We start from the raw sequence: 26695 nt of genomic DNA on the forward strand, positions 1-26695 counted from the left end.
GAATGATGAAGAAGGCACCCCTCGCCTCGCTCGCGGCGCTCGGCGTCCTCGCGCTCGCGCTCTCCGGCTGCGGAACCACCGACGTCGCCGCGGAGGACACCGCTGCCCCCGAGACCGTCGCCAGCGCGGACTGCTCGGCCGACGACACCGCGACCTCCACCGATGCGGTCACTCTGACCGATGACTACGGTCGCACCGTCGAGCTCGACAAGCCGGCCGAGCGCGTCGCCATCCTGGAATGGCAGCAGATCGAGGACGCCCTCACGCTGTGCGTCACGCCGGTCGCCGTCGCCGATGTCGAGGGCTACTCGACCTGGGACACCGCAGAGGTCCTCCCCGAGGGCGTCGCCGACGTGGGCACGCGCCAGGAGCCGAACCTCGAGGCCCTGTTCGCCACCAATCCCGACCTCGTGATCGTCGAGGCATCCAGTGCGGACGACGAGATCATCGCGCAGCTCGAGGCGTACGACGTGCCCGTGCTCGCCACCATCGGCGCTGACGCCGCCGACCCGATCGCCAAGATGCTCTCGACGTTCGACCTCATCGCGCAGGCGACCGGTCGCGAGGAGCGCGCCCAGGTCGTCACCGACGAGTTCGACGCCTACCTGGCCGACGCCAAGGGCGAGCTCGCGGACGCCGATCTGGCCACGACCGACTTCGTCTTCTTCGACGGCTGGATCGACGGCGGCAACGTCGCGATCCGTCCGTTCGGGCAGGGATCGCTCATCGGTGAGCTCGGTGAGGAGCTCGGGCTCACGAACGCGTGGACCGGAGAGGTCGACGCCGCCTACGGCCTCGGTCAGACCGACATCGAAGGCATGGTCGCCGTCGGCGACGCGAACCTGCTGCACACCGGCACCGTCGATGACACCGAGGATGACTTCGTCACCGCGCTGAACAGCAACAGCGTCTGGGCGTCCCTCCCCGCCGTCACCGAGGAGCGTGTCTACAGCTTCCCGGCCGGCATCTGGACCTTCGGTGGTCCCCGCTCGGCCCAGCAGATCATCGACGCATACGTCGGCGCGCTGAGCAAGTGACGCTCACCGAGACGCGCGGCGCGCCGGTCGGGGCGGATGCCGCGACCGGTCGACGCGCCGCGCGTCTCGGTCCTGTCGCTGCGCTCGTCGCGCTCGGCGTCCTGCTCGTGCTGGTGTCGCTGTGGCACTTGACGCAGGGGACCAGCGGCGCCGTCTTCGCCGACGAGACCGTGCTGTGGGGTTCGCGCATCCCGCGCCTCGCCGCCGGGGTGACCGTCGGCATCGCGCTCGGCGTGGCCGGAACGCTGCTGCAGTCACTGGCGCGCAATTCGCTGGCCTCCCCTGACACGCTCGGCGTCACGGCCGGCTCGTACCTCGCCGTGACGATCGTGACGGCGTTCGGGATCGCCGTGCCGATCTGGGCGTCCGGCACCGTGGCGTTCGCCGGCGGGCTGGTCGGCGCGGTGATCGTGCTCGGGCTCGCCGGCGGTGCTGCCTCCTCGACCACTCGGCTCGTGCTGGCCGGATCCGCGCTCGCGATGGCGTTCCAGGCCGGGACGTCGACGCTGCTCATCCTGTTCCAGGAGGAGACCGACGGTCTGCTCGCCTGGGGGAGCGGCTCGCTCACGCAGCTGAATCTGGATGCCTTCCTGCAGGCCGCTCCGATCGTCCTGCTCGTGCTCGCCGTTGCGATCCTGATGGGGCGGCGCTTCGACGTGCTCGCGCTCGGCGACGACACTGCCTCGTCGCTGGGCGTTCCGATCCGCTCGACGCGCGCGGTCGGCATCCTGTTCGCGGTCGCGCTGACGGCGATCTCTGTGACGCTCGCCGGTCCGCTCGGTTTCGTCGGGCTGTGTGCGCCCGTGCTCGCCCGTCTGCTCACCCGTGTGATTCCGGGTCTCGCACGACACGTCTTCCTGCTGCCGGCATCCGGCCTGATCGGCGCCCTCGTCGTCATCCTCTCGGATGCCATCCTGCGCGCGCTGCTCGGGGCCGAGCAGGCCATCAGCATCCCGACCGGCGTCGCGACGACGCTGCTCGGCGCCGTCATCCTGGTGCTGATGGCGCGCAGGCTGAGGGATGCCGGCCCCACCCGCGAACCTCCGTCCGTGCGCTTCGGGGTGCGCAGCACGACCCGGTTCTGGACGGTGCTCGCCCTGTCGATCGTCGGCGTCGTCGGCATCGTGATCGCGGGTCTCCTGCTGGGTGCCTCGTTGCTGCGCACCGGGGACGTGGCCCTGTGGTTGCAGGGCGACGCGCCGCCGCAGATCGCCTTCGCCCTCTCCGAACGTGCTCCGCGCATCACGGCAGCGGTGTGCGCCGGCGCGGCGCTGGCGCTCTCGGGCACGCTCATTCAGGCGGTCAGCCGGAACCCGCTGGCCGACCCCGGCATCCTCGGGGTGACGGGCGGTGCGGGTCTCGGCGCCGTCATCGTGGTGACGAGCGCTGTCGCCTCCACCGCGGGGATGGTCGTCGCGGCTGTCGTCGGGGCGCTGCTCGCCTTCGCCCTCGTCTACCTGCTCGCCTGGCGACGAGGGCTCAACGCCGACCGTTTCATCCTGATCGGCATCGGCGTCTCGTACGGGACCGTGGCTCTGACGACGTTCGTGCTGCTGCGGGCCAACCCGTGGGACACCCCGAAGATCTACACCTGGCTGTCCGGGACGACGTACGGGCGGGTCTGGGAGCAGATCGTCCCGATCGCCATCGTCCTGCTGATCGCTCTGCCGCTCGCGTTCGCGCTGCGCCGCGAGGAAGACGTGCTCGCGCTCGACGAGGACACCCCGCGCCTGGTCGGCATCGGCCTCGAGCGCACGCGACTCGTGCTGCTGGTGACCGCCGCGGTGCTGGCGGCGCTGAGTGTCACCGCGGTCGGCGTGATCGGCTTCGTCGGCCTCGTGGCCCCGCATGCGGCGCGGGCGCTGGTGGGGGCGAAGCACGCGCGGGTGATCCCCGTCGCCGTTCTGCTCGGGGCCCTGCTGGTGGGTGCCGCCGACACGATCGGGCGGACGGTCATCGCGCCCGAGCAGCTGCCGGCCGGCCTCGTCGTCGCGCTGCTGGGTGCGCCGTACTTCGTCTGGCTGCTCTGGCGGTCGCGCGACGCTTGAGTTGGCGCATTTCGACTCGCTCCGCTCGCTCAACGAGCGAGGGAGGTCGCGCTGGGCGCGTGACCGGTCGCGTTCGGTCGCCTCGGACGCGGTGAGACGACCATTCGCGACCCCCGCGCGGAGCAAGAGAACAGGCAGCGCGTCTAGAGCACCAACCGGTAGCCCATGCCCGACTCGGTGAGCAGGTGCACAGGCGCGCTCGGCTCCTGCTCGAGCTTCTTGCGCAGTTGCGACATGTACAACCGCAGATAACCCGAGTCCGCGACCTGCTCGGTTCCCCAGATCTCCTTGAGCAGCTCCTGTCGGGTGACGAGGGCGCCGGGATGCCGCGCCAGATGCTCCAGCATCCGCCACTCCGTCGGCGTCAGATGCACGCGGTCGCCGGCACGTGTGACCATCCGCGCCGACAGGTCGACGACGACGTCGCCGAACGATACCGTCGACTCGCCCCCGGTCGGCGCCGCGCGCCGCGAGAGTGCGCGCAGCCGGGCCAGCAGCTCATCCACCTGGAACGGCTTGGTGACGTAGTCGTCGGCCCCGGCATCCAGAGCATCCACCTTGTCGGCGGAACCGGTGCGCCCGGACACAACGATGATCGGGACGGTCGTCCATCCCCGCAGCGCCTGGATCACCTCGATCCCGTTCAGCCTCGGCATCCCGAGGTCCAGGAGGATGATGTCGGGGTGCGCCTGCGCGGCCATGGCGATGGCCGCGGCCCCGTCCGCTGCGGCGACCACGTCGTAGCCGTGCGCGGCCAGAGTGATGCGCAGCGCGCGCACCATCTGCGGATCGTCATCGGCGATGAGGAGCTTCATCCCGCGGTTCCTCCTCCGTCGATGTCGGGCTCTGCCAGCGGGAGCGAGACGACCATGGTCAGGCCTCCCCCGGGGGTGTCCTCGGGGCTCAGGGTACCGCCCATGCCCTCGGTGAATCCGCGCGAGAGGGCGAGCCCCAGCCCGAGCCCGGTCGAGTTGTCGGTATCGCCCAGCCGCTGGAACGGCTGGAACATCGTTCCCTGTCGCTCCTGCGGGACGCCGACGCCTCGATCGACGATGCGGATCTCGGCTCTCGTCCCCAACCGGCTCGTCGACACCAGCACGCGCTCGCCGTCGGGGGCGTGGCGGAACGCGTTGGCGAGCAGATTGACCAGCACACGCTGCAGCAGCACGGGGTCCGCGCTGAGCGGCGTCAGCTCGGCGTCCAGCGCGAGTTCGACGTCCGCCGGCCCGAGAGACAGCTCATCGAGAGCCGCGAGGATACTGCCGCTGGCGTCCACGTGCGTCGTCGACACCGCCAGGACGCCGGCCTGCACGCGGCTCACGTCCAGCAGGTCGGTGACGAGCTTCGACAGGGTTTCGAGACTCTCATCGGCCGTGGCGAGCAGCTCGGCGCGATCGGCGGCGGACATCCGGCCGGCTCCGCGCAGGCCGCCGATCGCCGCGACAGCGGAGGCGAGCGGGCGACGAAGATCATGGCTCAGCGCCGAAAGCAGAGCGCTGCGCACCTGATCCGTCTCGGCGAGGGCCTCGGCCTCCCGCGCCGTCGCGCTGAGGTCGGTGTGCTCGATGGCAGCGGAAAACTGGGCGATGATCACGTCGAGCAGACGGCGTGACGGTGCGTCCAGCGGCTCGCCGTGCAGTTCGAGCGTGGCGCGTGGTTCGCCGTTCGCATCGCCGACCGGATACGTCGTCGATCGCCCGTCGCGCAACGGCTCGCCATCGCGGGCGATCACATCGCCGTCGCGGGCCACCAGCCGCACCCCGCTCAGACCGAACGCCTCGCGAGTGCGAGACACGAGGGCGAGCACGGCGCTGTCACCGCGGAGGACGTTCCCAGCCACCGAAGCGAGCAGTTCGGCCTCTGCCGTCGCCCGCTGCGCGTCTCGCGCACGCCTGGCGGCCTGGTCGACGATGATGCTCACCAGGATCGCGATCGTGACGTACAGCAGCAGCGCGATCGCGTGCAGCGGATGCGCGATCGTCACCGTGTACAGCGGCGCGACGAACAGCACGTCCAGCGTGATGCCGGACAGTACAGCGGCGAACACCGCCGGCCGGATGCCGCCGATGAGGGCGACGATGACCACGAGCAGCTGATACGCGAGGACTTCGGACGTGATCGATTCGGGACTGCGCAGCGAGAACAGCAGCCAGGACAGCAGCGGCCCGAACACCAGTGCGACCGCGAATCCGAGCAGCTGCCGACGCCAGCCGAGAGCGCCCCCGGTGATCCGCGGCAGCCTGGCCCGCCCGCCGGCCGCGGCGTGCGTAACGATGTGCACGTCGATGTCGCCGGACCGGCGGATCACCTCCGTGCCGACGCTGGGACCCGTCAGCGCTGCGGCGACGCGGCCGCGCCGGCTGACGCCGATCACGAGCTGCGTGGCGTCCACGGTGTGCGCGAATTCGACCAGGGCCTCAGGCACGTCGTCCGAGACGATCTGGTGGTAGGTGCCACCGAGCGACTCGACGAGCGACCGCTGCGTCGTCAGCGCCCCCGGCACGTCGCGACGCAATCCGTCCTGCGAGTACACGTGCACGGCGAGCAGCTCGCCGCCGGCCGACCGAGCCGCGATGCGCGCCCCCCGGCGCAGGAGCGTCTCGCCCTCCGGCCCTCCGGTGAGTGCGACGACGACGCGTTCACGAGCCTGCCAGCTGCCTTCGATCCCCTGCTCGGCCCGGTAGCTGCGCAGGGCGCTGTCCACCTCGTCGGCGAGCCACAGCAGCGCCAGCTCTCGCAAGGCGGTGAGATTTCCGAGACGGAAGTAGTTCGACAGTGCCGCGTCGATGCGCTCGGCCGGGTAGACCAGCCCCGCAGCCAACCGGTCACGCAGGGTCTGCGGCGCGAGATCGACGACCTCGATCTCGTCAGCGCCGCGCACCACGGCATCCGGGATGGTCTCCTGCTGGGCGATGCCGGTGATCTTCTCGACGACGGCGTTGAGCGATTCGATGTGCTGCACGTTGACCGTCGTGATCACGTCGATCCCGGCGTCCAGCAGCTCGTCGACGTCCTGCCAGCGCTTGGGGTTGCGTGAATCCGGCGCGTTCGTGTGCGCGAGCTCGTCGACGAGCGCGATCTGCGGCGCGCGGGCGAGCACGGCGGCCACGTCCATCTCGGTCAGATCGACACCGCGATGCCGTTCGACATGCCGCGGCACCACGGGCAGCCCCGCCGCCTGCGCAGCGGTCGCGCTGCGCCCGTGCGCTTCGACGTACGCGATGACGACGTCGACGCCGTCCTCCCGGAGCCGATTGCCTTCCACGAGCATCTCGAAGGTCTTGCCCACGCCGGGGGCCGCCCCGAGCAGGACTCGGAGGCGGCCGCGACGCGTCGTGCGCCCTCCCGTCATGAGCCCTCCTGCCCGTCGAGTGCGAGGTTCAGCTCCACGACGTTGATGCGCTCCTCGCCGAGGAACCCCAGGTCCCGCCCTTGAATCCTAGACTCCACGAGGGTGCGCACCTCGGTCTCGTCCATGCCGCGCTCCTCGGCGACGCGAGGCACCTGCAGCAGCGCGTAGTCGACGCTGATGTGCGGGTCCAGCCCTGACCCGGACGAGGTCACCGCGTCCGCCGGGACCTCCTCGACAGGCACGCCCTCGCGTTCGGCGATCGCGTGCCGCTGCTCGTCGATCGCGGCGACGAGCTCGGGGTTCTCGGGCCCCAGGTTGCTGCCCGTCGAGCCGCGTCCGTCGTATCCGGCAGCCGACGGGCGGGACTGGAAGTACTCCGGCAGGGCCTCTCCGGCCGCATCGGTGAAGGACTGCCCGATCAGGGCGCTGCCGACCACGTCGCCCTTCTCGTCGGCGACGGGGGAGCCGTTCGCCTGCCAGGGCATCGCGAGCTGTCCGATCCCGGTGATGACGAGCGTGTACCCGACACCGAGGACGAGTGTGAAGACGAGCATCGCGCGGACCGCGACGCCGATGGTGCGCACTGTGGTGCGGGGCTGGGACATGGTGTGCCTTTCCTGGGGGCGTCAGAAGCCGGGGAGCAGGCTGACGACGAGGTCGATGAGTTTGATGCCGATGAACGGCGCGATGACGCCGCCGAGGCCGTAGACGAGGAGGTTGCGCTGCAGGATCTGCGCGGCGCCGGCCGGCCGATACGCGACGCCGCGCAGCGCGAGCGGGATGAGGAAGACGATCACGATCGCGTTGAAGATGATCGCGCTCGTCACCGCGGATGCCGGTGAGTGCAGCTGCATGATGTTCAGCGCGGCGAGCCCGGGGAACACTCCCATGAACATGGCGGGGATGATCGCGAAGTACTTCGCGATGTCGTTCGCCAGGGAGAAGGTCGTCAGCGCTCCGCGCGTGATGAGCAGCTGCTTCCCGATCCGGACGATGTCGATGAGCTTGGTCGGATCCGAGTCGAGATCCACCATGTTGCCGGCCTCTTTCGCCGCCGACGTGCCCGTGTTCATCGCCACGCCGACGTCCGCCTGTGCGAGCGCGGGTGCATCGTTCGTGCCGTCGCCCGTCATCGCGACGAGCCGTCCGCCCTCCTGCTCCCGTCGGATCAGGGCGAGCTTGTCCTCCGGAGTCGCCTCGGCGAGGAAGTCGTCGACACCGGCCTCCTGCGCGATCGCCGCAGCGGTGAGCGGGTTGTCGCCGGTGATCATGACGGTGCGGATGCCCATCGATCGCAGCTCATCGAACCGCTCGCGCAGACCCGCCTTGACGATGTCCTTGAGGTGCACGACGCCGAGCACGCGTCCCGTGCCGTCCGCGGTCTTCACCGCCACGACGAGCGGGGTCCCGCCGCTGCCGGCCACGGCATCCGTCCGGCGGGTGAGCTCGGCATCCGCACCGCCCAGGCCGAGCCAGCCGCTCACGGCGGAGCCGGCACCCTTGCGGATCTGCGTGCCGTCCGCGAGGTCCAGGCCGCTCATCCGGGTCTGCGCCGTGAACGGCACGACGACGGCATCGGACGGCTGATCGATCCGGATGCCGCGTGCTCCGGCGAGGTCGACGATCGATGCGCCCTCCGGGGTCGGGTCGGCCAGGGACGACAACGCGGCCGTGCGGAGCAGTTCTGCGTCGTCGACGCCGTCGAGCGGCAGGACCTCGTCGGCGCGGCGGTTGCCGTACGTGATCGTGCCGGTCTTGTCGAGCAGCAGGGTCGTGACGTCGCCTGCCGCCTCCACCGCGCGTCCGGACATCGCCAGCACATTGCGCTGCACGAGCCGGTCCATGCCGGCGATGCCGATCGCCGAGAGCAGCGCGCCGATGGTCGTCGGGATCAGGCAGACGAGCAGGGCGATGAGCACAGGGATGCTGACGGGGGATGCCGCGAAGGCCGCGATCGGATTGAGCGTGAGCACCGCGACGACGAACACGATCGACAGGCTCGCGAGGAGGATGTTCAGCGCGATCTCATTGGGCGTGCGCTGCCGGTTCGCGCCCTCGACGAGCGCGATCATGCGGTCGACGAACGTCTCGCCCGGCTTCGACGTGATGCGCACGACGATCCGGTCGGACAGCACGCGCGTCCCGCCGGTGACGGCGCTGCGGTCGCCGCCGGATTCGCGGATGACCGGTGCGCTCTCGCCCGTGATCGCCGATTCGTCGACGGTCGCGATGCCGGCAACGATGTCGCCGTCTCCGGGGATCAGTTCGCCGGCCTCGACGACGACCACGTCATCCCGTTGCAGTTCCGACGAGGCCACCTCGGCGGTCTGTGCGCGAAGCGCATCGGCATCCGTCGTCGCGTCGTAACCGACCACGCGACGGGCGAGTGTGCTGGTGCGGGTCTTGCGCAGCGTCGCGGCCTGCGCCTTGCCGCGGCCCTCGGCCACGGACTCGGCGACGTTCGCGAAGAACACGGTCAGCCACAGCCAGGCGGCGATGCCCCAGGTGAAACCGGCGGGGAGCGGCGCGCCGCCGGATTCCGCGGCTCCCGCGAGGAACGGCTCGACGACGGCGAGGATCGTGGTGAAGGCGGCGCCCGCCCAGACCAGCAGCATCACGGGGTTGCGGACCAGCGCGGCCGGGTTCAGTTTGCGAGCGGCGCCGGGAAGGGCCTGGACGAGGGGCCGCCAGCCGAAGGCCCGGCGCGGGGCGGATGATGCGGATGCCTCGCCGACGAGTTCAGCCGTCGGGGTCTCAGGGGAGGGGGAGGTGAGCAGTGCCATGTCAGACGAGTCCTTCGGCGAGGGGTCCGAGAGTGAGGACCGGGAAGTAGGTGAGCGCCGTGACGATGACCGCGACGGCGGTGAGCAGACCGACGAACTGCGGCCGGTGGGTGGGCAGGGTCCCCGTGGTCGCGGGGATGCGCTCCTGTGCGGCCAGGGATCCGGCCAACGCGAGCACGAGCACGATCGGCAGGAACCGACCGAGCAGCATCGCGATCCCCAGGGCCGTGTTGAACCAGGGCGTGTTCGCGGTGAGACCCGCGAAGGCGGAGCCGTTGTTGTTGGCGGCCGATGTGAACGCGTAGAGCACCTCGCTCATGCCGTGCACGCCGGGGTTCAGGATGCTCGTCGACGCGACGTCCTCGCGGATGCCGGGGAGCGCGAAGCTCAGCGCCGTGCCACCGAGGACGAGGACAGGCGTCACCAGGATGTACAGACTGGCGAGCTTGATCTCACGCGGTCCGATGCGCTTGCCGAGGTACTCCGGGGTGCGGCCGACGAGCAGCCCGCCGATGAACACCGCGATCACCGCGAGCACGAGCATGCCGTACAGGCCCGATCCGACGCCGCCGGGGGCGACCTCTCCGAGCATCATGTTGATCATCGGCATCATGCCGCCCAGCGCCGTGTACGAGTCGTGCATCGAGTTCACGGCGCCCGTCGATGTCAGCGTCGATGCGCTGCCGAACAGGGCGGAACCGAGGATGCCGAAGCGCTGCTCCTTGCCCTCCATCGCGGCGCCGGCCAGTTCGGGCGCCGCGCCGCGGCCGGCCAGTTCGAACGCGGACAGTGCGAAGGTCGATGCGAGGAAGATCACACCCATGGCCGCGGCGATCGCGTATCCCTGACGGTCATCGCCGACCATGCGCCCGAAGGCGCGGGGCAGCGAGAACGGGATGACGAGGATCAGCACGATCTCGAGCAGGTTGGTCCACGCCGTCGGGTTCTCGAAGGGGTGCGCCGAGTTCGCGTTGAAGAATCCGCCGCCGTTGGTGCCGAGCAGCTTGATCGCCTCCTGGGAGGCCACGGGGCCGCCGGGAATCGCCTGCGCAGCCCCCGAGAGCGAGGTCGCATCGGTGAAGCCGGAGAAGTTCTGCACCACTCCGCCCGCGATGAGCGCCACCGCGCCGAGCGCGGCGAGCGGGAGCAGGATGCGCACGAGGCCGCGGGTAAGATCCACCCAGAAGTTGCCGATGCTCGTCGAGCCGCGCCGGGCGAAGCCTCGGATGAGCGCGACGGCGACGGCGAGGCCCACGGCGGCCGAGACGAAGTTCTGCACGGTGAACTCGGCGAGCTGCACCGTGTAGCCCATCGTCTGCTCGGGCGAGTAGGACTGCCAGTTCGTGTTCGCGACGAACGAGGCGGCGGTGTTGAAGGCCAACCCCTCCGGCACGGCCGGCAGCCCGAGCGATTGCGGAAGCACCGCCTGCACGCGCTGAAGTGCATAGACCAGGAGGAGTCCGGTGACCGAGAAGATCAGCACGCCGCGGGCATACGCCCGCCACGTCTGCTCCGATTCGGCGTCGACGCCGATCACCCGGTAGGTCAGGCTCTCGACGCGCAGATGCCGAGGGGAGGCGTAGACGCGGGCGATGTAGTCGCCGAGCGGGCGATACAGCACCACGAGCACGGCGACGAGGGTCGCCGCCTGCAGGATGCCGAGCCAGATCGTGGCGGTCATCAGAAGCGCTCCGGAAGGACGAGGGCGATGACGAGGTAGACGACGGCGGCGAGGGCGAGAGCCACGGCCGCGATCTCGAAGAGAATCAAAGCCGTTCCACCCCCTTCGCGACGAGGGAGATGGCGGCGAACAGCGCGAGAGTCAGCGCGAGATAAAGGAGATCGAGCACGAGACCCGATACAACTCCCGCGCCGTGCGGGACGCATCGATCCTCACGGCATCCCTACGAGATCGGGCCGGAACCATGCGGGATGCTCACGCTCCGAGGTCCGGCGGTCCCGCCGGACGGTGCGCACGACGGCCGTTCGCGACAACCGGTCGGCCGGCCCGCTCCTGTCCAGGCACGGGACGCGAGCGGCGCCCGTAGATGATCTCGGACGAATCCAGCAGCCAGGGCACCAGCGTGATCGTCACGCCGTGCACGAGCATGAGCTGCGAGGCCACTCGACGTGCCCGTCGATTGTGCAGGAAGCTCTCCCACCAGTGCCCGACGATGTACTGCGGAAGGTAGACGGTGACGACCGACGGGCCGTGCTTGTCGCGGTACTGCGCGATGAACTGCGCGATGGGCTCGGCATAGGAGCGGTACGGCGACTGCAGGATGATCAGCGGCACCGGCATGAGGTGATCCGCCCACTCCTGCTGCAGTTGGGCGGCCTCGTCGCCTTCGACGGCCACGTGCACGGCGACGGTCTTGCCGTGCTTGGCCGCGACTGCGTAGTCGAGCGCCTTCACGACTGGCTTCTGCAGCTTGTTGACCAGGACGAGAGCCACGTCGCCGGTGGAGCCGAAGCGGGTCGTGTCGTCGATCGCGATCTCGTGGTCGACATCGCGGTAGTAGCGCTTCACGCCCATCATGAGGAAAGCCAGGATCGGAATCGCGAAGAACACCAGGTACGCCCCGTGCGTGAACTTCGTGATCGTGACGATGACCAGGACGAGGACCGTGAGCGTGGCGCCTGCGGAGTTGATCACGAGCCCCAGCCGCGCTCCCCGGCGATCGGATGGCCCGACCGCCGCCGACCGGAGCATCCGACGCCAGTGGCGCACCATCCCGATCTGCCCGAGCGAGAACGACACGAAGACGCCGATGATGTACAGCTGGATCAGGGTGGTCAGGCGCGCCTGGAACACGATCAGCACGGCGATCGCGGCCACGCCGAGCAGGATCATTCCGTTGGAGAACACCAGCCGGTCGCCGCGGGTGTTGAGCGCCTTCGGCGCGTAGCCGTCACGGGCGAGGACGGCCCCGAGCAGTGGGAAGCCGTTGAAGGCGGTGTTCGCGGCCAGCAGCAGCACGCAGGCGGTTGCCGCCTGGACGATGAAGAACAGGATGCTGCCGCCGCCGAACGTCGCAGACGCGACCTGGGCCATCAGGCTCGGCTGCGGGGTCGCGCAGTCGAAACCGATGAGAGCGCACGGATCCTCCGCGTAGTGCACGCCGCTGATCAGCGCCAGCGCCGTCAGCCCGGCGAACAGGCAGATGGCGATCGAGCCCATCAGCACGAGCGTGGCCTGGGCATTGCGCACCTTCGGCGCCCGGAACGCCGGGACCCCGTTGGCGACGGCCTCGACACCGGTGAGCGCCGAGCATCCGCTGGAGAACGCGCGCAGGATCAGCAGGATCACGGCGGCCTGGCTGAGATCCTCGGCGTGCACGGCGAACTCGGCGCTCGACGCGACCGGAGCATCGCCGAGGAACGTCCGGATCAGCCCGGTCGCGATCATGACGCCGACGGATCCGATGAAGATGTAGGTCGGGATCGCGAACGCGAACGAGGCCTCCCGGACGCCGCGAAGATTCACGATGATGATGAGCACGACGAATCCGACGGCCAGCTCCACCCGTGCCGGGTCCAGCCCGGGGATCGCCGAGATGATGTTGTCGACTCCTGATGCGACGGACACGGCGACCGTGAGGACGTAGTCGACCAGCAGCGCGGATGCCACGACGACCCCGGGGATCTCGCCGAGGTTCTTGCGCGCCACCTCGTAGTCGCCGCCGCCGGAAGGGTACGCCTTGATGAGCTGACGGTAGCTCAGCACGACGACGATCAGCAGCACGACGACCGCGACGGCGACGATCGGTGTGAACGAGAGGAACGTGAGCCCGCCGATCAGCAGGATCATCACCAGCTCCTGCGGCGCATAGGCCACGGAGCTCAGCGCATCGGACGCGAAGATGGGCAGCGCTCGCCGCTTCGGCAGCAGCTGCTCGGCGCTCTCCTCCGACGAAAGTGGGTCGCCGAGCAGGATGCGCTTGACCAGTTGCGGATCACGTGTCTCGTTCGTCACGTCCGGTGACGCTACGCCGCTGTGCGGCATCCGGGCGCGATCCTCACGGAATCCCTACGGGGCGTCACGGCTCCCCTACGGAATCCTCACGTCTGTCGCCCTCAGCACGGACGCACAGCCGATTCCGATCACGAACCCGTAACGTCGATCCCATGACGACCGTTGACGTCACCGAGGACACCATTCGCCAGACGAAGGAACTCCGTGACGAGTTCCAGCGCTTCCTGCGGGAGTACGAGTTCGGCATGCGCGAAGTCGAGACGAAGATCTCGATCCTGCGGGACGAGTTCACGCACGACCACGCGTACAACCCGATCGAGCACGTGAAGAGCCGGTTGAAGTCGCCGGACAGCATCGTGGAGAAGATCGCCCGCAAGGGGATCGCGGAGCCGGACTTCGACCGCATCCGCGCCGAGATCACCGACATCGCCGGCGTCCGCGTGACCTGCAGCTTCGTCGCCGACGTCTACCGCCTGTTCGATCTGCTCACCGCGCAGAACGACATCACCGTCCGCGTCGTCAAGGACTACATCGCGAACCCGAAGCCGAACGGCTACAAGAGCCTGCACGCGATCCTCGAGGTGCCGGTCTTCCTCTCCACCGGCGCGCTTTCGGTCCCGGTCGAGGTGCAGTTCCGGACGATCGCGATGGATTTCTGGGCGAGCCTCGAGCACAAGATCTACTACAAGTTCTCGAATCAGGTTCCGTCGCACCTGGTCGACAGTCTTTCGGATGCCGCGGATGCCGCCGCCGAGCTCGATGTCCGGATGGAGCGCCTGCACCGCGAGGCGCACGGATCGCCGAGCCGGCAGCTCGCCCCGCCGCCACCGCGCGTCGTCGAGGTCTGAGCCCCGGCCTCAGCCGAGGAACTCCCTGGCCCAGACGCGGAATCGGTTGCGGCGTTCTCCGGTACAGCTGCACGACCCGGGAACGGATGCACGGCCGAACAGCGGTTTCTGGCCCCGCGGGCGTTCCCGGCTCGTGCAGGTGTACCCGGCTCAGCCGAGGAACTCCCTGGCCCAGACGCGGAATCGGTTGCGGCGTTCTCCGGTACAGCTGCACGAGCCGGGAACGGATGCACGGCCGAGAATCGGTTTCTGGCCCCGCGGGCGTTCCCGGCTCGTGCAGGTGTACCCGGCTCAGCCGAGGAACTCCCTGGCAGCGGTCGTCAGAGCCGTCACGCCGACCTCGATCGTCGGGTGGATCTCGGGGGCATACAGCGGCGAGTGATTCGTGGGGATGTCCTGCGCGATCGTGTCGTTCGCCCTGGCCGCGGCGAATGTCGCCGGGTCGACGCCGCCCAGGAACCAGAACACCAGCGGCGCGCCGGCATCGCGCGCGAACCAGGAGACGTCCTCGCTGCCGGTGATCATGCCGGGGTCGATCACGGCTGCTTCCCCCAGCTCGCGCTGGAATGCCGTGGTCACGCGGGCCACGGCATCCGCGTCGTTGATCGTCGGCGGCAGGGTGTGATCCGTGCGGATCTCGGGCTCCTGCTCGGCACCCGACGCCAGTGCCTCGGCGCGCACGATCCGCTCGACGCTGGCGAGCACGGCGGCGCGTGACGCGTCGTCCGCGTAGCGCAGGCTGAGCTCCAGCGTCGCCTCGGTCGGGATGATGTTGTTCTTGAGCCCGGCGTGGATCGAGCCGACCGTGACGACTGCGACGCCCTGCGGGTCGGTCTCGCGTGACGCGATGGTCTGCAGACGCATGACGGTGGCGGCGGCCATGACCACCGGATCGATCGTGGTGTGCGGGCGTGAGCCGTGCCCGCCCCGGCCGTGCAGGGTCACGGTGAGGCCGTCGGATGCCGCCATCTGCGTGCCGCTGCGGACGCCGATGATGCCGGCGGGCAGCGGGGTGACGTGCTGACCGAGCACGATGTCGGGCTTCGGGTACCGATCGAGGATGCCGGCATCCAGCATCGCTCGTGCTCCGGCGCCGTACTCCTCGGCCGGCTGGATCAGGACCACGACGGTCCCCGTCCACTCGGCGCGCGTCGCGACGAGTCGCTCGATCGCCCCGATCATCGCCGTGACGTGCATATCGTGCCCGCACGCGTGCATGACGGGAACCGTGTTCCCTGCCGGGTCGATCCCGGTCGCGGTGCTCGCGTAGGGGAGCCCGGTCTGCTCCTCGACAGGCAGGGCGTCCATGTCAGCGCGCAGCCAGATGGTCGGCCCTGGTTCCCCGTCCGACGAGGGGTTCGCGAGCAGGCCGACGACACCGGTGATGCCGACGCCCTCCTCGACCTCGAGCCCGAGATCGCGCAGGTGCTGGGCGGCGATGCCGGCCGTGCGGGTCTCCTGGAAGGACAGCTCGGGATGCCGGTGCAGATCGATGTACAGGGCTTCGAGGTCGATCGTCATGGCTTCACCCTAGCCCCGCGGGTCACCGCCTGACGTAGTCCGTCAGCTCCGGACCCGGGCGCACCACCGCGTTCACGATCGCGCGGATCGCGAACGCGCTCGCCTCGCCGAGCTCGATGATCTCGGGGTGCAGCAGCCACTGCAGCTGCAGTCCGTCCATGACGGCCAGGATCGCAGCGGATGCCGCGGCCACCGTCTCGGTGTCGGTGACGCCCTCCTGGTCGCAGAGGTCGGCGAACGCGCTGGAGACTTCGCGCCGCAGCGTCGTGTAGCGCTCCTCGAAGTAGTCCCGGCCCGGATGCTCCTCCGTCACGGATTCGGCGGACAGCACCGTGTACGCCTGCACGATGCCTGGGCGCTTCTCGTTCTCGAAAGCCGTCTTGACGAGGTGCACGAACAGTTCGGGCCCGTCCGGAATGCGCTGGGATTCGAGATCCTGCACGTCGGCCTGGTCGCGGTACGCGAGCACTTCGAGCAGCAGCTTCTGCTTCGATCCGAAGTGGTGCAGGACCCCGGCGTGCGTGATGCCGACCTGCTCGGCGACGTCGGCGAGCGTGCCGTTCGTCGACCCCTTGCTGCCGAAGATCTCGACCGCCGCCTTGAGAATCTGCTCGCGCTTCGCGCGGGTCGCAGGGCGGGTGCGCACGGCATCCTCGCTGTGTGCCACGATCCCTCTTCTCCGTTGCCGTTCTGTGACTTGCCATAAAGCTTACCGATGGGTAACCTCACATCATCTTACTTTCTCGCCAGTAAGTTACACCCACAGCACGATGACGTGTCCAAGGAGAAGCAATGAAGCTCAGGAAATCCCTCATCGCCGGGTTCGCCGTCGCGGCCCTCGGCGCCTCGGTTCTCGCCGGCTGCGCGTCCGGCGGTGGTGATGACGGCGGCGATGCCGGTGGCGACCTGCCGGCGCTGACGATCGCCAAGCCGGACGGCGCGATCACGACCGAGTCGCACAACCCGTATCTGGGCGACTCCTCCGCATCGAAGTACGGCTACGCCAAGGTCATCTTCGAACCCCTCGCCCTCGTGAATCCGACCGGCGATCTGGGCACGACCCCGTGGCTCGCGGAATCGGTCGAATGGAACGACGACTACACAGAGCTGACGGTCATCCCTCGCGCCGACGTCACCTGGAGCGACGGCGAGCCGTTCACCGGCGACGACATCGTCTTCACCTTCGACCAGTTCCTCAGCGGGAAGCTGACCGACTCCGCAGGACTCAACTACCAGGGTGCGACCGTCGACGGCGACAGGATCACGCTCAAGTTCGGGAACTCGAAGTACACCGCGCAGGCACGCGTACTGCACACGCCGATCGTCCCCCAGCACATCTGGGAGGGCATCGAAGACCCCAACACCGACCCGCTCACGGCGGACGGCCTCGCCGTCGGCACGGGGCCCTACGTGCTCGACAACTGGACCACCGAGTCCGTCACCCTCGTCGCGAACGAGGACTACTGGGGCGGCGCACCCGTCGTCCCCGCGCTGAACTACGTGTCCTACGGCGACAACGCGGCCCTGACCACGGCGCTCGTGTCCGGAGACGCCGACTGGGCGCAGGCCTTCATCCCGCAGATCGAGGACAGCTACCTCGCCGCCGACGAGGACAACCACTTCCTCGTCTCGCCGACCGCCGGCGCTGCGACCGTGTTCTTCAACCTGCAGACCAAGCCGTTCGACGACCCCGCACTGCGCGAGGCGCTGGCCTGGACGATCGACCGCCAGGCCTACGTCGACGTGTCGCGCGAAGGTGCGAGCGAAGCGGTGTGGAACGTCACGGGTCTCGGCGACCTGCTGGCGGACGAGGTCATCGACGACTTCGCGACCACGGAGTACTCGGTCGACATCGACAAGGCGCGCGAGGTCCTGACGGATGCCGGGTACACGTGGGCCGATGAGAAGCTCGTCGACCCGGATGGCGAGCCCGTCAGCTTCTCGATCTCGGTTCCCGCCGGCTGGAGCGACTGGAACACCGAGCAGGCGCTGATCGCTGAGGAGCTCGACGCCGCCCTCGGCATCGAGGTCAAGGTCGACCAGCCCGACTGGGGCGGCTGGGATGCCGCACGTCAGGAGGGCACGTTCCAGGCGATCATCCACTGGCTCGAGGACACCGGCAACGCGTACGGCCTGTACACCTCGACCATGGACCCGAAGTGGATCGTCGATGGAAAGGCCCAGTTCAACTTCGGCCGCTACGACAACCCCGCGGTCACCGAGGCGCTGAACACATACGCGAACGCCGCATCCGACGACGAGCGCGCGGCTGCATCCGCTGTGCTGCAGCAGGCCTTCGCGGAGGACGTCCCCGCGATCCCGCTGGGCGCGCACCCGCTGCTCGGCCAGTTCAACACCCGCAACTACGTCGGGTGGCCGAGTGAGGATGACCAGTACGCCTCCGGAGACCCGACGCAGCCCGGCATCGTGCAGATCCTCTCGAAGCTGACCGCGAAGTAATCCCCTTCACCCACCGAGCGGGGCCTCCGCGGCCCCGCTCGGTGCGTCGACGGCGGAAAGGACCACCCATGCCGCACCCCCTGCTCACCGTGGACGACTTCTCGGTCGTGTACGACGTCGACCCGCCCGTGGCGGCGGTGAAGAACGTGACCCTCGAGCTGCAGCGCGGCGAGATCCTCGGTCTCGCCGGCGAATCCGGCTGCGGCAAGACAACGCTCGCCTACGGCATCCAGCGACTGCTGCGCGCACCCGCCGTGATCACCGGCGGATCCGTCGTCTTCCACGACGCCGCCGAGGGCGACATCGATATCAACACGCTGGACGCAGAGCAGATGCGGCGCTTCCGGTGGGACAAGGTGTCGATGGTGTTCCAGGGCGCGATGAACGCCCTGAACCCGGTCGCGACGATCGGCTCGCAGCTGGAGGACGTGTTCGAGATCCACCGGCCGCAGCTCGGCGCACGCCAGCGCCGCGCCGAGGCCGCCGAACTGCTCGAGATCGTGAAGGTCGGCGCGGATCGCGCCCGGTCGTTCCCGCACGAGCTGTCCGGCGGCATGCGCCAGCGCGTCATGATCGCGATGGCGCTGGCACTCCGCCCGCAGCTGATGGTGATGGACGAGCCGACGACCGCGCTCGACGTGCTCGTGCAGCGCGAGATCCTCAGCCAGATCTCACAGCTGCGGCACGAGTTCGGCTTCTCGGTCATCTTCATCACGCACGATCTGCCGCTGCTGCTCGAGATCAGCGACCGCATCGCGATCATGCGCGACGGCGAGATCGTCGAGCTCGATGCCGCGGAGCGGATCTGGAACGATCCGCAGGACGACTACACCCGGACGCTGCTGGCATCCTTCCCGCGGCTCACCGGGGAGAAGGGGATGGTGGCGCGATGACTGTGCTCGAGTTCTCGCATGTGACCAAGGTCTACAACGTCCGCGGCGCCGGTCAGATCAAGGCGCTCGACGACGTCAGCTTCACGCTGCGCTCCGGCCAGACGATCGGTCTGGTGGGTCAGTCCGGCAGCGGCAAATCCACGATCGCGAAGATCCTCACCCAGCTGGAATCGCCGACGCAGGGTCGCGTGCTGCTGGACGGCGTCCCTGTTCCGCGTCGCGGTAAAGGGCTGCGCAACTACCGCCAGCACCTGCGCATGGTCTTCCAGGATCCGTTCGCCTCGCTGAACCCGTACCACTCGATCGGGTACCACATCGAGCGGCCGCTGAGCCTGCACGGGGTCGTCCCGAAGGCCCAGCAGGATGCCGAGGTGCGGCGCCTGCTCGAACGCGTCCGTCTGGTTCCGGATGCCGTGATCGACCGCCGCCCGCACGAACTGTCCGGCGGTCAGCGCCAGCGCGTGGCGATCGCGAGGGCCCTCGCCTCCCGGCCGTCGCTGCTCGTCGCTGACGAGCCGGTGTCCATGCTCGACGTGTCGATCCGCCTCGGCGTCCTGAACCTGCTCGCCGACCTGCAGCGGGAGGAGGGGCTCGGTGTGCTCTACATCACGCACGATCTCGCGACGGCCAGGCACTTCAGCGACGAGATCATCGTGCTGAACCAGGGGAGGGTCGTCGAGACGGGCACCGCCGATGACGTCATCCTGCGCCCGCAGGACCCGTACACGCAGGAGCTGCGCGCCGCGTCGCCCGACCCGGACAAGCACTTCGCCGGGACGTCGACCGCCGGCTCGCTGCGCGAGCGGAGCGAGTCGCCGAGCGCCTCGGCATCCGGAATCCAGGGAGCAGCGCGATGACCGTCACCGAACCCCGCACCGAACCGCTGCAGGTCGACGCGGTCGCCACGGGGACGACCGCCACCCGCGTCGTCTCCGCCAGGGCGCGCGTGCCGTGGCGCTTCATCGGCAGCCGCGCGGCGTTCTACCTGTTCACCCTGTGGGCGGCTCTGACGATCAACTTCTTCGTGCCGCGCATGATGAAGGGCGACGCGGTCGATCAGTACCTGGCCCGCAACCGCAACGTGTCGCCGGAGGCGGCGGACGCGCTCCGGTCGCTGCTGGGGCTCGACACCGACAAGTCGATGTTCCAGCAGTACCTCGAGTACTGGGGGCTGCTGCTGCGCGGAGACCTGGGCGTCTCGCTGCTGCACGGCCTCCGCCCCGTCACCGAGGTCATCTCGCAGGCGCTGCCGTGGACGATCGGCCTCGTCGGGTTCGCCACCGTGATCTCGTTCGCGATCGGCACGATCGGCGGCGCGATCGTCGGATGGCGGCGCGGCAGCCGTGCCGACGCGCTCATCCCGATCACGACGTTCCTCGGGACGATCCCGTACTTCTGGCTCGGACTCCTCGCGATCGCCCTGTTCTCGGTGAACCTCGGCTGGTTCCCGATCGGCAAGGCGTACGGCGTCGGAACGAAGCCGGAGTGGTCGTTCGAGTTCATCGGGGAGGTGATCCACCACGGCACACTCCCCGCCGTGACCATCATCATCGCGTCGCTGGGCGGCTGGATGCTCGGCATGCGCAACATGATGCTGACGGTCCTCGACGACGACTACATCACCGTCGCGCAGGCGAAGGGCATGACGAACAAGCGCGTGCTGTGGAGCTATGCGGCGCGCAACGCGGTGCTGCCGCAGATCCAGAGCTTCGCGCTCTCGATCGGATTCATCGTCGGCGGAACGATCGTGATGGAGATGGTGTTCAGCTACCCCGGTGTCGGCAAGCTCCTGCTCGACGCCACAAACGCCAAGGACTACGCACTCATGCAGGGCGTGTTCCTGGTGATCACGCTGTCGGTGCTCGTGGCGAACATCCTCGCCGACGTCGCCTACGCATTCCTCGACCCGCGCACGCGCCAGACGGAGGCCTGAGCATGAAGGCATCGACCCCCACCCGCAGCCCCGCGGCGGAGGATACCTCCGCCGACACCTACGCCGTGCGGACGGCTGTCCCGCGGGAGAAGCCGTCGGGCACGTTCTGGTCGAAGACGGCCGGCGCCTTCACGATGTTCCGCAACGGCAAGTCGCTGACCGGGCTCGCGATCATCGCCTTCTTCGTTCTGATCGCGATCTTCGCCGACGTGCTGGCGCCGTACTCGCCGACGCAGGTCGACAACACCCGCCGCTTCGAGCCGCCGTCCGCCGATCACTGGCTGGGCACGACCCACATCGGCGAGGACGTCCTGAGCCAGGTCATCCACGGCACGCGCGGCGTGATCGTGGTCGGCTTCCTCGCGGCGGCGATCGCGACCGTGATCGCCATCACGGTCGGCGTGATCGCCGGCTACATCCGCGGGTGGAAGAGCGAGTCGCTTTCGGCCATGACGAACGTGTTCCTCGTCATCCCCGGCCTGCCGCTCATCATCATCGTCGCCGCGATGTTCGAGGATCCGCCGCTGTGGGTGATCGCTGCCGTGCTGGGCCTCACCGGCTGGGCCTGGGGCGCCCGCGTGCTGCGTGCGCAGACGATGTCGCTGCGCAATCGCGACTTCATCCAGGCCGCCCGCGCGAACGGCGAGCCGCTGCACCGCATCATCACCGTCGAGATGCTGCCCAACCTCATGGCCCTGATCGCGGCCAGCTTCGTCGGCACCGTCACCGCCGCCATCCTCGCCCTCACGACGCTGTCGTACATCGGCGTGATCCCGGTCACGACCTACAACTGGGGAACCATCCTGAACTGGGCATCCGCTCAGGGCGCGTTCCGGCAGAACCAGTGGTGGTGGTATCTGCCTCCAGGGCTCTGCATCGCGTTCATCGGCGTCGCCCTCGCGCTGATCAACTTCGGCATCGACGAGTACGTCAACCCCCGACTGCGCTCCGCCGGGGAGCGCGCCCGTGCCATGAAGAAGAAGGGGCTCGACGTCAACGACGCCGTCACGGCCGTCCGACCCGTTTCCGAGCCGACCGAGACGAACACGAAGAGATGACCCTGCAGACCGAGACCCTCCCGTACCTCGACCCCTCGCTCTCCGTCGCTGACCGCGTCGACGATCTCCTGCGCCGCATGACGGTGGAGGAGAAGGTCGGACAGATGCTGCAGCTGGATGCCCGCGACGACATCGACGATCACATCCTGCGCCGTCACGTCGGCTCGATCCTGCACACGTCGCCGGAGCGCATCATCCGCGCGCGCGAGCTGACGCTCGAGACGCGCCTGCGCATCCCGCTCATCGTCGGGGAGGACTGCATCCACGGGCACTCGTTCTGGCCGGGGGCGACGATCTATCCGACTCAGCTCGGGATGGCCGCCTCCTGGGATGCGTCGCTCGTCGAGAAGGTCGCTCGGGCGACGGCGGAGGAGGTCGCCGTCACCGGCATCCACTGGACCTTCTCGCCCGTGCTGTGCATCGCACGGGATCTCCGCTGGGGGCGGGTGAACGAGACGTTCGGCGAGGACCCGTTCCTCATCGGCGAGCTCGCCAGCGCCATGGTGCGCGGCTACCAGGGGACGGGGCTCGACGATCCGACAGCGATCCTCGCCACCGCGAAGCACTTCGCGGGATACTCCGAGACGCAGGGCGGTCGGGATGCCTCGGAAGCCGACATCTCACGACGCAAGCTCCGCAGCTGGTTCCTGCCGCCGTTCGAGCGCGTCGCCCGCGAGGGATGCCGCACGTTCATGCTCGGATACCAGTCGACCGACGGCGTGCCGATCACCGTGAACGACTGGCTGCTCAGCGACGTGCTGCGCGGCGAGTGGGGCTATGCGGGCACCCTCATCACGGACTGGGACAACGTCGGCCGCATGGTGTGGGAGCAGCACGTGCAGCCCGACCACACGCACGCTGCTGCGGCCGCGGTACGGGCCGGCAACGACATGGTGATGAACACGCCCGACTTCTTCGAGGGGGCTCTGGATGCCGTCGCCAAGGGCCTCCTGCCCGACGACGCGTTCGATGCGGCCGTCGCCCGCATCCTCACTCTGAAGTTCGAGCTCGGACTCTTCGAGGACCCGCGTCTGCCCGCCGACGATGTGGAGGTCGTCGTCGGGAGCGCAGCTCACGCCGCGCTCAATCTCGAGGTCGCACGGCGTTCGCTCGTGCTGCTCGAGAACGACGGAACGCTGCCGCTTCGGCCGGCTGCGCCTAGAGGGCCGCTTCGGCCGGCGGCGCCTGGAGGGCCGCTTCGGCCGGCTGCGCCGCTGCGCGTCGCGGTGGTCGGTCCGCTGGCCGATGATGCCCAGGAGCAGCTCGGAGACTGGGCGGGAGGTTCCGGTCAGGCCGGCTGGCTCGACGAGCAGCCGCGCGCGATGACCACCACCGTGCTGGACGGCCTGCGCGCCGTCGACGGCTGGTCCGTGACCGCGGCGCGCGGCGCCGACATCGTCGCATTCGAGAACCCTGACGAGGAGCGGAATCCCGTCCCGTGGGATCGGGCTTTCCTCCCCGCCGCGCCGGATCCGGCTCTGATCGACGAGGCGGTCGCGCTCGCCGAGGCATCCGATGTCGTCGTCGCCGTCGTCGGCGACCGCGTCGAGCTCTACGGCGAGGGGCGCTCCACCGCGACGCTCGAACTCGTCGGGGGGCAGAACGCGTTGCTGGACGCGCTCATCGCGACCGGAAAGCCCGTGGTCGTGGTGCTGCTCGCATCGAAGCCGCTCGTGCTTCCGGCGTCGGCGTCGCAAGCCGCTGCGGTGATCTGGGCCGCGAACCCGGGGATGCAGGGCGGGCGCGCGATCGCCGAGCTGATCACCGGGGCGATCGAACCCTCCGGACGTCTGCCGATCTCGTTCGCCCGGCACGCCGGGCAGCAGCCGACGTACTACAACCAGATCCGCGGTCAGCACGGTCACCGCTACGCCGATCTCACCCAGGCTCCGGCATGGGCGTTCGGCGACGGGCTGTCGTACACGACGGTGGAGTACTCCGACCTGTCGGTGTCGGTGTCCGGCGATGTCGTGACCGCCGACGTGACGGTCGCCAACACCGGAGCCCGCCCCGTGCGCGAGACCGTGCAGGCCTACGTCCGCGACGAGGTGACTTCGGTGAGCTGGGCCGATCGTGAACTGAAGGCGTACCGCCAGGTCGAGCTGTCGCCGGGGGAGTCCGCGCGCGTGCGCATCGAGGTCCCGGTCGCGGAGTGCACGATCGTGGATGCCGCGGGCGCGCGCATCGTCGAGTCGGGCGCGTTCAGCCTGCTCGTGGGCCCATCGTCCCGCGTGGAGACGCTGCTGAAGGCATCCTTCGTTCTGGAGTGAAGGGAGGGGCCGATCGCCGCGGCAGATGGCCTCCGGTCGACGCAGGAGTGAACCGATGCGCGGGGTCAGATCCGGTCGAGCTGCTCGAGGAACTCGTCGGCCATCTCGAGCTGCGCGGCCAGCCGGTCGCGCCGTTCCGCGGCATCCGCGCGGAAGTCCTGCAGCACGGTGCGCGCTTCGGCTGAGTCGTCGCCGGCATCCGCGGCGTCCAGAACCCGGAGCAGATCGCCCATCTGCTCCAGCGAGTAGCCCAGCGGTTTCATGCGGCGGATCACGAGCAGGCGGCGCAGGTCGTCGTCGGTGTAGAGGCGGAACCCGCCGTCCGACCGACCCGAGGGGGTGAGCAGGCCGATCTCGTCGTAGTGGCGGAGCGTGCGCAGAGACATGCCCGTCCGGTCGGCGAGTTCGCCGATGTGCATCGTCTCCGGCATCCGCAGTCCTCCTAACCCTCACGTTACGTTAGGGTTTCTGTGTCGGGTGATCCGCCCGGCCGATCCATGCTTTCACAGCCACGGGGAGTCCTATGTCCGCGTCAGCCGCCGTCGACGACCGCGCCCGCTACCGCGACAACCCGTCGGTGCTCTCCGTGCTGAAGCGTCCGCGGCTGCTCACCCGCGAGGTGCTCGCGGGTCTCGTCGTCGGTCTCGCCCTCATCCCCGAGGCGATTGCGTTCTCGGTCATCGCCGGCGTCGACCCGAAGGTCGGTCTGTTCTCATCGTTCATCATGGCCGTCTCGATCGCCTTCCTCGGCGGGCGTCCTGCCATGGTCACGGCTGCCACAGGCGCCGTCGCGCTCGTGATCGCGCCGGTGGCTCCGACCTACGGCCTCGACTACCTCATCGCCACGATCATCCTCGCCGGCGTCTTCCAGATCCTGCTCGGCGTGCTCGGGGTCGCGAAGCTCATGCGGTTCATCCCGCGGAGCGTCATGACCGGGTTCGTCAACGCGCTCGCCATCTTCGTGTTCAGCTCGCAGATCCCGCACCTCGTCGGCGTTCCGTGGCTCGTGTACCCGCTCGTGGTGCTCGGCATCCTCGTCATGATCGCGATGCCGCGTCTCACGAAGGTGATCCCGGCGCCGCTCATCTCGGTGATCATCGTCACCGCTGTCGTGCTGGTGTTCGCGATCCACGTGCCGACCGTCGGCGACCAGGGAGAGCTGCCCGAGACGCTGCCCTCGCTGTTCCTGCCGAACGTCCCGCTGACGTGGGAGACGTTCACGATCATCGCCCCGTTCGCGCTGGGCGTCGCTGTCGTCGGCCTGATGGAGACGCTCATGACGGCCAAGCTCGTGGACGAGATCACGGACACGCACTCGAACAAGACGCGTGAGAGCTGGGCGCAGGGCGCCGCGAACGTGCTCTCCGGCTTCCTCGGGGGCATGGGCGGATGCGCGGTGATCGGTCAGACCATGATCAACGTGAAGTCCTCGGGTGCGCGCACGCGCATCTCGACGTTCTTCGCCGGGGTGTTCCTGTTCCTGCTCGTCGTGGTGTTCGGCGACTTCGTCGCGACGATCCCGATGGCCGCCCTCGTCGCGGTCATGATCATGGTCGCGATCGGGGCATTCGACTGGCACAGCGTGCGTCCGTCGACGCTGAGGCGGATGCCGAAGAGCGAGACGTTCGTCATGATCTCGACCGTCGTGCTCGTGCTCCTGACCCACAACCTCGCGGTCGGCGTCGTCGGCGGAGTGTTCATCGCATCGGTCCTGTTCGTCCGCCGGGTCGCGCACGTGGTCGCCGTGACGCGGACGGTCGACGCGGATCGCGCGCACTACGTCGTGGACGGCGAGCTGTTCTTCGCGTCGAGCAACGACCTGACGACTCAGTTCGAATACGCCGCCGATCCGGATCGGGTCGTGATCGACCTGTCGCGCTCGCACGTGTGGGATGCTTCGACGGTCGCCGCCCTCGACGCGATCGAGACGAAGTACGCGCAGCACGGCAAGACGGTCGAGCTCGTGGGGCTGAACGAGGCGAGCGGCATGTTCCACGGTCGCCTCTCCGGTGGGTTCCCACCGGCGTGATCAGGCCGTTGCGTCGTCCTCGAGTCGTCGAGGGCCCGCTCCGGATGCGCCGAGCGCATCGTCAGGGTTCAGCAGTCGGCATGCCTTCATCGACAGGCAGCCGCAGCCGATGCATCCGGTGAGCTCGCGCTCCAGCCGTTCGATGCCCTCTCGCCGCTTCTCGAGCTCGTGCTTCCAGCGGCGGGACGCGCGCTGCCAGTCCTCGTGGCTGGGCGTCTCGGCCATCGGAACGTCGGCGAAGACGTCCTGCACTTCGGACAGGGGGATGCTGAGCCGCTTGGCCACCGCGATCAGTGACACCCGTCGCAGCATGTGCCTGGCGTAGCGCCGCTGGTTGCCGGGCGTGCGGGTGGAGGCGATCAGCCCGAGCTGCTCGTAGAAGTGCAGCGCGGACACCGCGACCCCGGTGCGCCGGCTCATCTCGCCGACCGTGAGCAGGTCATCCGGTGCGTGTGGAGCTTCGGCCATGGCGCCTCCCGATTTGACC

21 protein-coding genes are annotated in these 26695 nt (G+C 69.0%); 10 read left to right on the forward strand and 11 right to left on the reverse strand.

The features are described from left to right. The first annotated feature begins 2 nt into the window (after positions 1 to 2). A complete protein-coding gene (locus ACWAT3_RS10680) occupies positions 3 to 1037 on the forward strand; it encodes an iron-siderophore ABC transporter substrate-binding protein (RefSeq protein ID WP_460798280.1) in 1035 nt (344 codons plus the stop codon). Continuing rightward, positions 1034 to 3085, forward strand: coding sequence for an iron ABC transporter permease (locus tag ACWAT3_RS10685; RefSeq protein WP_460798281.1), 2052 nt, complete (start codon positions 1034 to 1036; stop codon positions 3083 to 3085). The genes ACWAT3_RS10680 and ACWAT3_RS10685 overlap by 4 nt, the downstream gene beginning before the upstream one ends. Positions 3086 to 3228: 143 nt before the next feature. Here the strand turns inward: ACWAT3_RS10685 and ACWAT3_RS10690 are convergent, their stop codons facing one another. The 7 genes from ACWAT3_RS10690 to ACWAT3_RS10720 all read right to left on the reverse strand — a co-directional run bounded on the left by ACWAT3_RS10690 (position 3229) and on the right by ACWAT3_RS10720 (position 13226). Further along, positions 3229 to 3900, reverse strand: a complete 672-nt coding sequence (locus tag ACWAT3_RS10690) for a response regulator (protein ID WP_460798283.1) — start codon at positions 3898 to 3900, stop codon at positions 3229 to 3231. After that, positions 3897 to 6437 (reverse strand): ATP-binding protein, encoded by a 2541-nt coding sequence (locus tag ACWAT3_RS10695; protein WP_460798284.1) that lies wholly within the window; start codon positions 6435 to 6437, stop codon positions 3897 to 3899. Before ACWAT3_RS10695 ends, ACWAT3_RS10690 begins: the two co-directional genes overlap by 4 nt. Continuing rightward, complete coding sequence (kdpC, locus tag ACWAT3_RS10700) at positions 6434 to 7042, reverse strand: potassium-transporting ATPase subunit KdpC (protein WP_460798286.1); 609 nt, start codon at positions 7040 to 7042, stop codon at positions 6434 to 6436. The genes ACWAT3_RS10695 and kdpC overlap by 4 nt, the downstream gene beginning before the upstream one ends. Positions 7043 to 7063: 21 nt before the next feature. Then, positions 7064 to 9220 (reverse strand): potassium-transporting ATPase subunit KdpB, encoded by a 2157-nt coding sequence (gene kdpB / locus ACWAT3_RS10705; protein WP_460798288.1) that lies wholly within the window; start codon positions 9218 to 9220, stop codon positions 7064 to 7066. 1 nt (position 9221) lies between these two features. Next, on the reverse strand, positions 9222 to 10901 hold the full coding sequence (kdpA, locus tag ACWAT3_RS10710) for a potassium-transporting ATPase subunit KdpA (RefSeq protein WP_460798289.1): 1680 nt from the start codon (positions 10899 to 10901) through the stop codon (positions 9222 to 9224). Then, on the reverse strand, positions 10901 to 10990 hold the full coding sequence (locus ACWAT3_RS10715; RefSeq protein WP_460798290.1) for a potassium-transporting ATPase subunit F: 90 nt from the start codon (positions 10988 to 10990) through the stop codon (positions 10901 to 10903). Before ACWAT3_RS10715 ends, kdpA begins: the two co-directional genes overlap by 1 nt. A 166-nt stretch (positions 10991 to 11156) precedes the next feature. After that, entirely contained in the window at positions 11157 to 13226 is a 2070-nt protein-coding gene (locus ACWAT3_RS10720) for an APC family permease (RefSeq protein ID WP_460798292.1), read from the reverse strand. 122 nt (positions 13227 to 13348) lie between these two features. Between ACWAT3_RS10720 and ACWAT3_RS10725 the strand changes: the two genes are divergently transcribed. Continuing rightward, positions 13349 to 14044, forward strand: a complete 696-nt coding sequence (locus ACWAT3_RS10725; protein ID WP_460798293.1) for a GTP pyrophosphokinase — start codon at positions 13349 to 13351, stop codon at positions 14042 to 14044. Between the two features lie 291 nt (positions 14045 to 14335). Here the strand turns inward: ACWAT3_RS10725 and ACWAT3_RS10730 are convergent, their stop codons facing one another. Both ACWAT3_RS10730 and ACWAT3_RS10735 read right to left on the reverse strand, forming a co-directional pair. After that, positions 14336 to 15565 (reverse strand): amidohydrolase, encoded by a 1230-nt coding sequence (locus ACWAT3_RS10730; RefSeq protein ID WP_460798295.1) that lies wholly within the window; start codon positions 15563 to 15565, stop codon positions 14336 to 14338. 22 nt (positions 15566 to 15587) lie between these two features. Further along, on the reverse strand, positions 15588 to 16232 hold the full coding sequence (locus tag ACWAT3_RS10735; protein WP_460798297.1) for a TetR/AcrR family transcriptional regulator: 645 nt from the start codon (positions 16230 to 16232) through the stop codon (positions 15588 to 15590). Positions 16233 to 16357: 125 nt separating this feature from the next. Between ACWAT3_RS10735 and ACWAT3_RS10740 the strand changes: the two genes are divergently transcribed. The 6 genes from ACWAT3_RS10740 to ACWAT3_RS10765 all read left to right on the forward strand — a co-directional run bounded on the left by ACWAT3_RS10740 (position 16358) and on the right by ACWAT3_RS10765 (position 24179). After that, complete coding sequence (locus ACWAT3_RS10740; protein ID WP_460798299.1) at positions 16358 to 18025, forward strand: ABC transporter substrate-binding protein; 1668 nt, start codon at positions 16358 to 16360, stop codon at positions 18023 to 18025. Between the two features lie 68 nt (positions 18026 to 18093). Further along, entirely contained in the window at positions 18094 to 18918 is an 825-nt protein-coding gene (locus ACWAT3_RS10745) for an ABC transporter ATP-binding protein (RefSeq protein ID WP_460798300.1), read from the forward strand. Beyond that, positions 18915 to 19775 carry an ABC transporter ATP-binding protein gene (locus ACWAT3_RS10750; protein WP_460798302.1) on the forward strand — a complete coding sequence of 287 codons (861 nt, stop codon included), beginning with the start codon at positions 18915 to 18917 and terminating at the stop codon, positions 19773 to 19775. Before ACWAT3_RS10745 ends, ACWAT3_RS10750 begins: the two co-directional genes overlap by 4 nt. Next, positions 19772 to 20851, forward strand: coding sequence for an ABC transporter permease (locus ACWAT3_RS10755; protein ID WP_460798303.1), 1080 nt, complete (start codon positions 19772 to 19774; stop codon positions 20849 to 20851). Before ACWAT3_RS10750 ends, ACWAT3_RS10755 begins: the two co-directional genes overlap by 4 nt. 134 nt (positions 20852 to 20985) lie before the next feature. Continuing rightward, positions 20986 to 21909 carry an ABC transporter permease gene (locus ACWAT3_RS10760; protein WP_460798578.1) on the forward strand — a complete coding sequence of 308 codons (924 nt, stop codon included), beginning with the start codon at positions 20986 to 20988 and terminating at the stop codon, positions 21907 to 21909. After that, positions 21906 to 24179 (forward strand): exo-beta-d-1,3/1,6-glucosidase, encoded by a 2274-nt coding sequence (locus ACWAT3_RS10765; RefSeq protein WP_460798305.1) that lies wholly within the window; start codon positions 21906 to 21908, stop codon positions 24177 to 24179. Before ACWAT3_RS10760 ends, ACWAT3_RS10765 begins: the two co-directional genes overlap by 4 nt. 65 nt (positions 24180 to 24244) lie before the next feature. On the opposite strand, the gene ACWAT3_RS10770 is transcribed toward ACWAT3_RS10765, so the two are convergent. Continuing rightward, on the reverse strand, positions 24245 to 24610 hold the full coding sequence (locus tag ACWAT3_RS10770) for a MerR family transcriptional regulator (RefSeq protein WP_460798307.1): 366 nt from the start codon (positions 24608 to 24610) through the stop codon (positions 24245 to 24247). A gap of 92 nt (positions 24611 to 24702) precedes the next feature. Here ACWAT3_RS10770 and ACWAT3_RS10775 point away from each other — a divergent pair, with 92 nt between their 5' ends. After that, positions 24703 to 26208, forward strand: coding sequence for a SulP family inorganic anion transporter (locus ACWAT3_RS10775; protein WP_460798308.1), 1506 nt, complete (start codon positions 24703 to 24705; stop codon positions 26206 to 26208). Here the strand turns inward: ACWAT3_RS10775 and soxR are convergent, their stop codons facing one another. Further along, positions 26209 to 26676, reverse strand: coding sequence for a redox-sensitive transcriptional activator SoxR (gene soxR / locus ACWAT3_RS10780; protein ID WP_460798309.1), 468 nt, complete (start codon positions 26674 to 26676; stop codon positions 26209 to 26211). It lies immediately after the preceding gene. Between the last annotated feature and the right edge of the window lie 19 nt (positions 26677 to 26695).

It is taken from the genome of Microbacterium sp. GXF0217, assembly GCF_054798195.1.

Bases quoted from the DNA above. Each gene is read 5' to 3' on its own strand.
- ACWAT3_RS10680 (WP_460798280.1), top strand. From the start codon at position 3: ATGATGAAGAAGGCACCCCTCGCCTCGCTCGCGGCGCTCGGCGTCCTC.
- ACWAT3_RS10690 (WP_460798283.1), bottom strand. From the start codon at position 3,900: ATGAAGCTCCTCATCGCCGATGACGATCCGCAGATGGTGCGCGCGCTG.
- ACWAT3_RS10695 (WP_460798284.1), bottom strand. From the start codon at position 6,437: ATGACGGGAGGGCGCACGACGCGTCGCGGCCGCCTCCGAGTCCTGCTC.
- kdpC (WP_460798286.1), bottom strand. From the start codon at position 7,042: ATGTCCCAGCCCCGCACCACAGTGCGCACCATCGGCGTCGCGGTCCGC.
- kdpB (WP_460798288.1), bottom strand. From the start codon at position 9,220: ATGGCACTGCTCACCTCCCCCTCCCCTGAGACCCCGACGGCTGAACTC.
- kdpA (WP_460798289.1), bottom strand. From the start codon at position 10,901: ATGACCGCCACGATCTGGCTCGGCATCCTGCAGGCGGCGACCCTCGTC.
- ACWAT3_RS10720 (WP_460798292.1), bottom strand. From the start codon at position 13,226: ATGCCGCACAGCGGCGTAGCGTCACCGGACGTGACGAACGAGACACGT.
- ACWAT3_RS10725 (WP_460798293.1), top strand. From the start codon at position 13,349: ATGACGACCGTTGACGTCACCGAGGACACCATTCGCCAGACGAAGGAA.
- ACWAT3_RS10730 (WP_460798295.1), bottom strand. From the start codon at position 15,565: ATGACGATCGACCTCGAAGCCCTGTACATCGATCTGCACCGGCATCCC.
- ACWAT3_RS10740 (WP_460798299.1), top strand. From the start codon at position 16,358: ATGAAGCTCAGGAAATCCCTCATCGCCGGGTTCGCCGTCGCGGCCCTC.
- ACWAT3_RS10745 (WP_460798300.1), top strand. From the start codon at position 18,094: ATGCCGCACCCCCTGCTCACCGTGGACGACTTCTCGGTCGTGTACGAC.
- ACWAT3_RS10750 (WP_460798302.1), top strand. From the start codon at position 18,915: ATGACTGTGCTCGAGTTCTCGCATGTGACCAAGGTCTACAACGTCCGC.
- ACWAT3_RS10755 (WP_460798303.1), top strand. From the start codon at position 19,772: ATGACCGTCACCGAACCCCGCACCGAACCGCTGCAGGTCGACGCGGTC.
- ACWAT3_RS10760 (WP_460798578.1), top strand. From the start codon at position 20,986: ATGTTCCGCAACGGCAAGTCGCTGACCGGGCTCGCGATCATCGCCTTC.
- ACWAT3_RS10765 (WP_460798305.1), top strand. From the start codon at position 21,906: ATGACCCTGCAGACCGAGACCCTCCCGTACCTCGACCCCTCGCTCTCC.
- ACWAT3_RS10770 (WP_460798307.1), bottom strand. From the start codon at position 24,610: ATGCCGGAGACGATGCACATCGGCGAACTCGCCGACCGGACGGGCATG.
- ACWAT3_RS10775 (WP_460798308.1), top strand. From the start codon at position 24,703: ATGTCCGCGTCAGCCGCCGTCGACGACCGCGCCCGCTACCGCGACAAC.
- soxR (WP_460798309.1), bottom strand. From the start codon at position 26,676: ATGGCCGAAGCTCCACACGCACCGGATGACCTGCTCACGGTCGGCGAG.